The 7,243-nt window shown below is 41.7% G+C and carries 7 protein-coding genes; 4 read left to right on the forward strand and 3 right to left on the reverse strand.

What is annotated here, in order from left to right; all coding sequences use genetic code 11:
- The first annotated feature begins 1,063 nt into the window (after window positions 1-1,063).
- From H5158_RS21760 to yacG, 4 genes are all read left to right on the forward strand, one after another.
- Complete coding sequence (locus H5158_RS21760; protein WP_310736713.1) at window positions 1,064-1,963, forward strand: A24 family peptidase; 900 nt, start codon at window positions 1,064-1,066, stop codon at window positions 1,961-1,963.
- 1 nt (window position 1,964) lies between these two features.
- On the forward strand, window positions 1,965-2,597 hold the full coding sequence (gene coaE / locus H5158_RS21765) for a dephospho-CoA kinase (RefSeq protein ID WP_149981347.1): 633 nt from the start codon (window positions 1,965-1,967) through the stop codon (window positions 2,595-2,597).
- 139 nt (window positions 2,598-2,736) lie between these two features.
- A complete protein-coding gene (pilB, locus tag H5158_RS21770) occupies window positions 2,737-4,416 on the forward strand; it encodes a type IV-A pilus assembly ATPase PilB (protein WP_182719520.1) in 1,680 nt (559 codons plus the stop codon).
- A gap of 67 nt (window positions 4,417-4,483) precedes the next feature.
- Entirely contained in the window at window positions 4,484-4,714 is a 231-nt protein-coding gene (yacG, locus tag H5158_RS21775) for a DNA gyrase inhibitor YacG (RefSeq protein WP_149981349.1), read from the forward strand.
- A gap of 156 nt (window positions 4,715-4,870) precedes the next feature.
- Here the strand turns inward: yacG and H5158_RS21780 are convergent, their stop codons facing one another.
- The 3 genes from H5158_RS21780 to H5158_RS21790 all read right to left on the reverse strand — a co-directional run bounded on the left by H5158_RS21780 (window position 4,871) and on the right by H5158_RS21790 (window position 7,098).
- On the reverse strand, window positions 4,871-6,043 hold the full coding sequence (locus H5158_RS21780; protein WP_182740891.1) for an NRAMP family divalent metal transporter: 1,173 nt from the start codon (window positions 6,041-6,043) through the stop codon (window positions 4,871-4,873).
- A 205-nt stretch (window positions 6,044-6,248) separates the two neighbouring features.
- Window positions 6,249-6,605, reverse strand: coding sequence for a ribosome hibernation-promoting factor, HPF/YfiA family (gene hpf, locus H5158_RS21785; protein WP_145235189.1), 357 nt, complete (start codon window positions 6,603-6,605; stop codon window positions 6,249-6,251).
- A gap of 181 nt (window positions 6,606-6,786) precedes the next feature.
- Complete coding sequence (locus H5158_RS21790; RefSeq protein ID WP_182740889.1) at window positions 6,787-7,098, reverse strand: pyrimidine/purine nucleoside phosphorylase; 312 nt, start codon at window positions 7,096-7,098, stop codon at window positions 6,787-6,789.
- Window positions 7,099-7,243: the final 145 nt, after the last annotated feature.

A 7,243-nucleotide genomic window follows, 5' to 3' on the forward strand; every position in this document is an offset into this window, starting at 1 on the left:
ATGCGTAGGTGCGGGTTTACCCCGCGCAATAGATTAAAGTTCTGTCAGTGATTAATTCACCACCGAGAACACAGAGAAAAAATAAGTGATTTTTTACTTTGGTTTCTCTGTGTAGCGCGCAGCGCCTTTGTGCCCTCGGTGGTAAAATAGGTTTGTTTGTGTAAATGTATAAACAGTCGCGAGGTAAACTCGCTGCTACCAATGCGTAGGTGCGGGTTTACCCCGCGCAATAGATTAAAGTTCTGTCAGTGATTAATTCACCACCGAGAACACAGAGAAAAAATAAGTGATTTTTTACTTTGGTTTCTCTGTGTAGCGCGCAGCGCTTTTGTGCCCTCGGTGGTAAAATAGATTTATCGGTGTAAATGTATAAACAGTCACGAGGTAAACTCGCTGATACCAATACCTAGGCGCGGGTTTACCCCACGCAATTAGATTAAAGTTCTCTCAGTGATTAATTCACCACCGAGAACACAGAGTTCACAGAGAAGAAATAAGTGATTTTTTACTTTGGTTTCTCTGTATAGCGCGCAGCACCTTTGTGCCCTCGGTGGTAAAATAAGTTTATCGGTGTAAATGTATAAACAGTCGCGAGGTAAACTCGCTGCTACCAATACGTAGGCGCGGGTTTACCCCGCGAATAGATTCAAGTTCTGTCAGTGATTAATTCACCACCGAGAACACAGAGAAGAAATAAGTGATATTTTACTTTGGTTTCTCTGTGTAGCGCGCAGCGCCTTTGTGCCCTCGGTGGTAAAATAAGTTTGTTTGTGTAAATGTATAAACAGTCGCGAGGTAAACTCGCTGCTACCAATACGTAGTCGCGGGTTTACCCCGCGCAATAGATTAAAGTTCTGTCAGTGATTAATTCACCACCGAGAACACAGAGAAGAAATCAAAGATTTTTTACTTTGGTTTCTCTGTATAGCGCGCAGCACCTTTGTGCCCTCGGTGGTAAAATAAGTTTATCGGTGTAAATGTATAAACAGTCACGAGGTAAACTCGCTGCTACATACACGTAAGCGCGGGCTTTTAGTAGTTTTTAGATTTTAGGTTTTAGCGAATGCAAAATTTTTTTCTTGATATAATCACTGTTATGCAAAACCAATTATGGTTTTATTTACTCACTGTTGGCTTAGTGAGCCTGTGTATTGGCAGTTTTTTGAATGTAGTTATTTACCGGTTGCCGATAATGATGCAGCGTGAATGGCAAACAGAATGCCGTGTTTTACTGGCTGACGATTTAAAACCTACAAAAGCTGATAATACAGAAACTGAGTTTAATCTGATCAAGCCTAACTCTACTTGCCCAAAATGCAAAACGACCATTAAGCCTTGGCAAAACATTCCTGTTATTAGCTGGTTATTGTTAAAAGGTCGCTGCGCCAGTTGCAGTAACCCAATTTCAGTACGTTACCCAATTGTTGAAATGCTTACTGCGGTTTTAAGCTTAATAGTGGCCTACACCTTTGGCGCGACTGAGCAGGCACTACTGTATATTTTAATTACTTGGGTGCTCGTCGCCCTGACCTTTATTGACATTGATCATATGCTACTGCCTGACCAACTCACCTTACCTTTAGTCTGGTTAGCATTAATTGCTGCGGTAATGGGCATCACTATCTCCCCAACAGATGCCATTATTGGTGCAGCATGTGGTTACTTAAGCCTCTGGAGCGTATTTTGGCTATTTAAACTGCTCACCGGTAAAGAAGGCATGGGCTATGGTGATTTTAAATTACTGGCGGTATTTGGCGCATTGCTTGGCTGGCAATCATTACTCACCATTGTTTTATTATCGAGTGTAGTGGGCGCTATTATTGGTATCGCGTTATTGAGTATTCAAGGCAAAGATAAAGCCACGCCAATTCCATTTGGGCCTTATTTAGCCATTGCAGGTTGGGTTACTTTGTTATGGGGCACACAAATCCAAGTATTTTATTTTAATTTGTTAGGTTATTAATATGAATGCATCCACTCATAAACCGATGAAAAATTGGGTGCTGGGCTTAACCGGCGGTATTGGTTGCGGAAAAAGCGCCGTTAGTGCCATGTTTGAAAAACTCGCTATTACCGTGGTTGATGCTGATATTATTGCACGCCACGTAGTCAAACCGCATAGCCCTGGTTTAGCTGCTATTAGTGAGTATTTTGGTGCCCAAGTGCTAAACCCCGACGGCAGTTTAAACCGGGCGCAATTACGTGAGATTATTTTTGCTGATACAGCGCAAAAAACTTGGCTTAATAATTTACTGCATCCACTGATCCGTGAAAAAACTCTTACTGATTTACACTCTGCAAACAGCGCATATGTGGTACTCGTCGCACCACTGTTATTTGAAAATGGTCTTGAGCAATATTGTGATCGCACTTTAGTGATTGACGTTCCTGTAGAAATACAACTCAAGCGTACTATCGCCCGCGATAACACCTCTGAGCAGCAAGCACGCAGTATTATCGCCGCACAAATGTCACGCGAGGATAAACGCCACCGAGCTGACGATGTGATTGATAACAACCGCCCATTGCATTTAGTTGAGCAGGATATAATGCAACTTCATCAAAACTACTTACAACTAACGGCTAAAGTTAACTAATAAAGATGATAACGGTTGTGATAAACAAAAACTTTTTAGCTTTTTGTTGTCAAATTACCTTAAATCGACAAGACTGATGTTATACCATTCTTTTTTCTGATAAATTGCTGGCTATGAAAGGATCTAACCAAGGTGCGCAATGAATATTAATTCACCATTACTTAGAAAGTTTATTACGCTTGGCCGTATTGACGCAGAAACAGTCAAACTCAAACAACGTGAGTATGGCTCAACTGCAGAGTTGATCGCAAAATGCAGCGGTATTGATGGTCATGAACTTGCCGAGCAATGCATCGACTTATTCCGAGTGCCTTATTTTGATATACGTGAGTTTGACGTCGAGCTGATCCCCAAAGAGCTTGTTAAAGAAAAACTGATCAAAGATCATCATATTCTGCCTTTAATTAAAAAAGGCCGTAAACTCTACATTGCCGCGTCGGATCCGACTGATTATGGTGCTTTTGAAAACTTTGAATTCAGTACAGGGCTTGCCTGTGAGGTGGTCGTTGTTGATTATCGCCAGCTTGAAGCCAAAATAGAGCAATTGCTTGATGCCTCTGGTAGTTTGCATTTAAGCGATGAAGAATTTAAAGAATTTAGTGAGTTAGATACCGAAAGCCCTCGCGAAATACAAAACAACGGCGAAGACGAAAAAGACGATGCCCCAATTATCGTCTACATCAATAAAATTTTGATGGATGCAATTAAAAAAGGCGCCTCGGATTTACACTTTGAACCTTACGAACATAAATACCGCGTGCGTTTTCGTATCGATGGCATTTTACATGAAATGGCCAGCCCGCCGAACAGCTTAGCCACGCGTTTATCAGCGCGTATAAAAGTAATGGCACGCTTAGATATTGCCGAAAAACGCAAACCACAAGATGGCCGTATCAAACTTAAAATCACCGAACGTAAAAGTATCGATTTCCGGGTAAGTACGCTGCCGACTTTGTGGGGCGAAAAAATCGTAATGCGGATCCTTGATTCATCCAGTGCCATGCTTGGCATTGATGTACTAGGTTACGAACCTGAGCAGAAAAAGCTCTATATGGATGCGCTGCAACAACCGCAAGGCATGATTTTAGTTACCGGCCCTACCGGCTCGGGTAAAACAGTATCACTTTACACTGGTTTGAATATTCTTAACCAACCAGAGCGTAATATTAGCACTGCAGAAGATCCGGTTGAAATTAACCTTGAAGGTATCAACCAAGTACAAATTAATCCGCGTGCAGAGATGACCTTTGCTAATGCGCTAAAAGCGTTTTTACGTCAAGATCCTGATGTGGTGATGGTCGGTGAGATCCGTGATCTTGAAACCGCTGAAATTTCTATTAAAGCGGCGCAAACTGGTCACTTGGTATTATCGACCTTACATACTAACTCTGCACCTGAAACCCTAACCCGTTTACTTAATATGGGTGTACCTGCTTATAACGTTGCCAGCTCGATTAGCTTAATTATCGCACAGCGCTTAGCTCGACGTTTATGCCCTAAATGTAAAGCACCTGAAAGCTTGCCGGACGAAGAGTTACAACGCCAAGGTTTTAGCCCTGAACAAATAACTGAACTCACTTTATTTGCACCCAAAGGCTGCGATAGTTGCACTGATGGCTACAAAGGTCGTGTCGGTATTTATGAAGTAATGCAGATTACTCCAGAAATAGCGCAAATCATTATGCGTGGCGGTAATTCACTAGAAATTGCTGAAGTATCGTTAAAGTCAGGCTTTAATAACTTGCGTTTATCAGGCCTCAGAAAAGCTGCCGCCGGTATGACTTCATTAGCCGAGATAAACCGAGTAACTAGTTTTTAAGATCCTAAAACCTAGCTTTCTAGGTTTTAGAGTTATAAATCGTAAACAATATGTATGAGAAGATGTTATGCCAACAGTTGTAAGCTGCCCAACGTGTAAAACCCAAGTCGAATGGTCAGAAAAAAGTCCGCACCGCCCTTTTTGTTCAAAACGCTGTCAGTTAATTGATTTAGGCGAATGGTCGTTTGAAAACAATAAAATCTCTGCACCTATTACCTCTGCAGATGATTTAAGCCAAGATATGATTGAAGATATTGAAGCTATGCTTGCTAAAAACGACGATGATTTTTTCAAGTAAGCCTGAAGTAATTGAAAAATAGGGGCTAGGTTTTAGGTAGTAGCTAGGTTCTAGTATTCGAAGCTCGCAGCCCGTGGCGAGGTAAACTCGCTGCTACCAATACGTAGGCGCGGGTTTACCCCGCGCACATTGCAGCTAGGCATCTTACCTTTTAAGTTAACCAAGCTGCCAAACCAAAAATACCAACGCAAAGCCAACTAAATAAATCAGTCCTAACCAGCTCAAGCTTTGTATTACTTTGGAATGCTGAATACTTGGCACTGAGCGAACTAAGCTGAAGTTCAGCCATGCAAAAATCGGCGTGGTCAAAAATGCTAGCGTCATAGCAAAAGTAAGCATAGGGCCAAGGGCTGATTTAAAGAATAAGATCACCGCCATCCCCGCCAAAGACTGTACTATCAACCAGATATTTAAGCTGTGCTTACTTTGTTTAAAACCTAATAATTTGTGTGATTCGTTTAATGTGCGGGCGTAGCCATCAAGCACGGTTAAAGTTGTGCCAAACATACACAAAAACGCGATAATTGAAACTAATGGTCGTGCCCATTCACCTATGGTCAGGGCATACATATCAGTAAGCTGTTTAGCAAATGCCACGCCGCCGAGCTCTATATTCGCGCTTTGCCCGTATTGCACTAGCACACCGAGTGAAAAGAATACTAATGCCAGCCCTGCGGTTAACCAATAACCTAAATTAAAATCAAACAACCCCTGAGCCTTAGTCACGCTTTGCTGGCTTTGCTTTTCTTTAAGCCACAATGAGCTTAATGCTGAGATTTCAATCGGTGCAGGCATCCAACCCATCAATGCCACCATAAAACCCAGCATAGCAAGTTCATAGGGAGATGGGCCAACGTAATCAGCAGGTGCCATTGGGCCGTTACTAAATGCAATAGATAGGGCAATGACTGTTGCTAGTGTAAGTAGCCCCATAATAGCCTTGGCGACGTTATCGAGTGCTTTAAAGTGCCCGAGTAATAAAATGACTAAGCAAACGGCGAGGATCAACCAACACAGTAAAGTCACTGAAATAGCAATAGGTAAAGCGTAGTGTAATAAACTGGCCGTTAATAGCAGCACACCAGCAGTATTGACCACCGCAGCAATAATATTTAAGCCAATAAAACTATAAAAAAACCATGGGCCTTTACTTTGATAGCCTTCAACTAAGCTTTTTTTTGTGGCTAGCGTGTACTCGATACCAAAGCGGAAAAATGGATACTTAAGCACGTTAACAACGAGGATTAACCAAAATAGCTGCCAGCCAAAAATAGCCCCTGCTTGCGTTGATGCCACTAAATGTGAGCCACCAATTGCAGCGGTCGCCATTAAAATACCGGGACCTAGTGCGTTTAAACGAGTTTGCCAAATTGATACTGCTGACTGCATCTGTGTACTTATTACTTATGGTTAATAATAAGCAAGTTACAGCGTTTTAATTAAGAAATAAAGAGTAAAGCGGAGGTTTAGAGGACTAGTCCTTTAGATGTAAATCGCTAGATCCTAGTTGCCTAAGATCTAGCGTCTTTATTATTTAACGTAGGTCCATTTCTTGAATAATTTCATGAGCAATTTCAGGTGTAGTGCTCACCGGTTTTTCATGTAAATTGGCTTTAATTTGGCCTTTACGATGCTTTAGTGCTGCATCGAGTTTTTTAGCCGCGTTTGCAATAGCTGGATAAAGAACTTCGTTCTCACCTTTAACGGATAAACGCGCGCCTTCGTATATGGTACTGATTTCTGCTTGGAGCTTATGATGCTCTTTTGAAAGAATGATATCTAGTGCGATCAGAGATGGAAAATGACTCGCAATTTTTGAAAATTTTTCGTTGATGTGCTCTCTAATAGAGTCAGTAACGTCAACATGGTGACCAGAAAGATTAATTTTCATAGGGTATCCTTTTTTATGTTACCTCATAACTAGTATTGGGGGCTATTTAGATTAACACAAGGCAGAAAAGCATAAATATGAAATTTATTTGTTATTACAGCTGATGTAGATCAATTTAGTCACATTAAATATGCAAAAGCCCGCGCATGGCGGGCTTTCAGCGTGTCACTTAATTTGTATATTAAGTATACGAACAACAGTAATCAGCAAAGTCAGTCACTTTTACTTGGAAGGTAACGTTAGCATCAACGTTAAAAGACTCCCCTGCTGACATCGTTTGCCATTTCGTCTCACCAGGGAGTAATACATCCCACTGGCCGCCGTTTAATTCCATCAATTCTTTTTTGCTCGTAGCAAATTCAAACTCACCCGGTTGCATAAAACCTAACGTTTTAGTGCTGCCATCAGCAAAAACCACGGTACGACTTGATACTTTACCGTCAAAATATACGTTCGCTGCTTTAACAACACTTACATTATCAAACTGAGACATCCTCACTCCTGTTCTTTGATTTATAATTTAACTGCGACCACATTGCCTTAAGGACGCATAGCATGCAAGTGTAGTGATGTGAAAAATACTCATGGGCTTCGGGCTTCGGGCTTCGGGCTTCGGGCTTCGGGCTTCGGGCTTCGGG

The organism is Pseudoalteromonas sp. SR45-6 (genome assembly GCF_014163545.1).
Classification (GTDB): domain Bacteria; phylum Pseudomonadota; class Gammaproteobacteria; order Enterobacterales; family Alteromonadaceae; genus Pseudoalteromonas; species Pseudoalteromonas rhizosphaerae.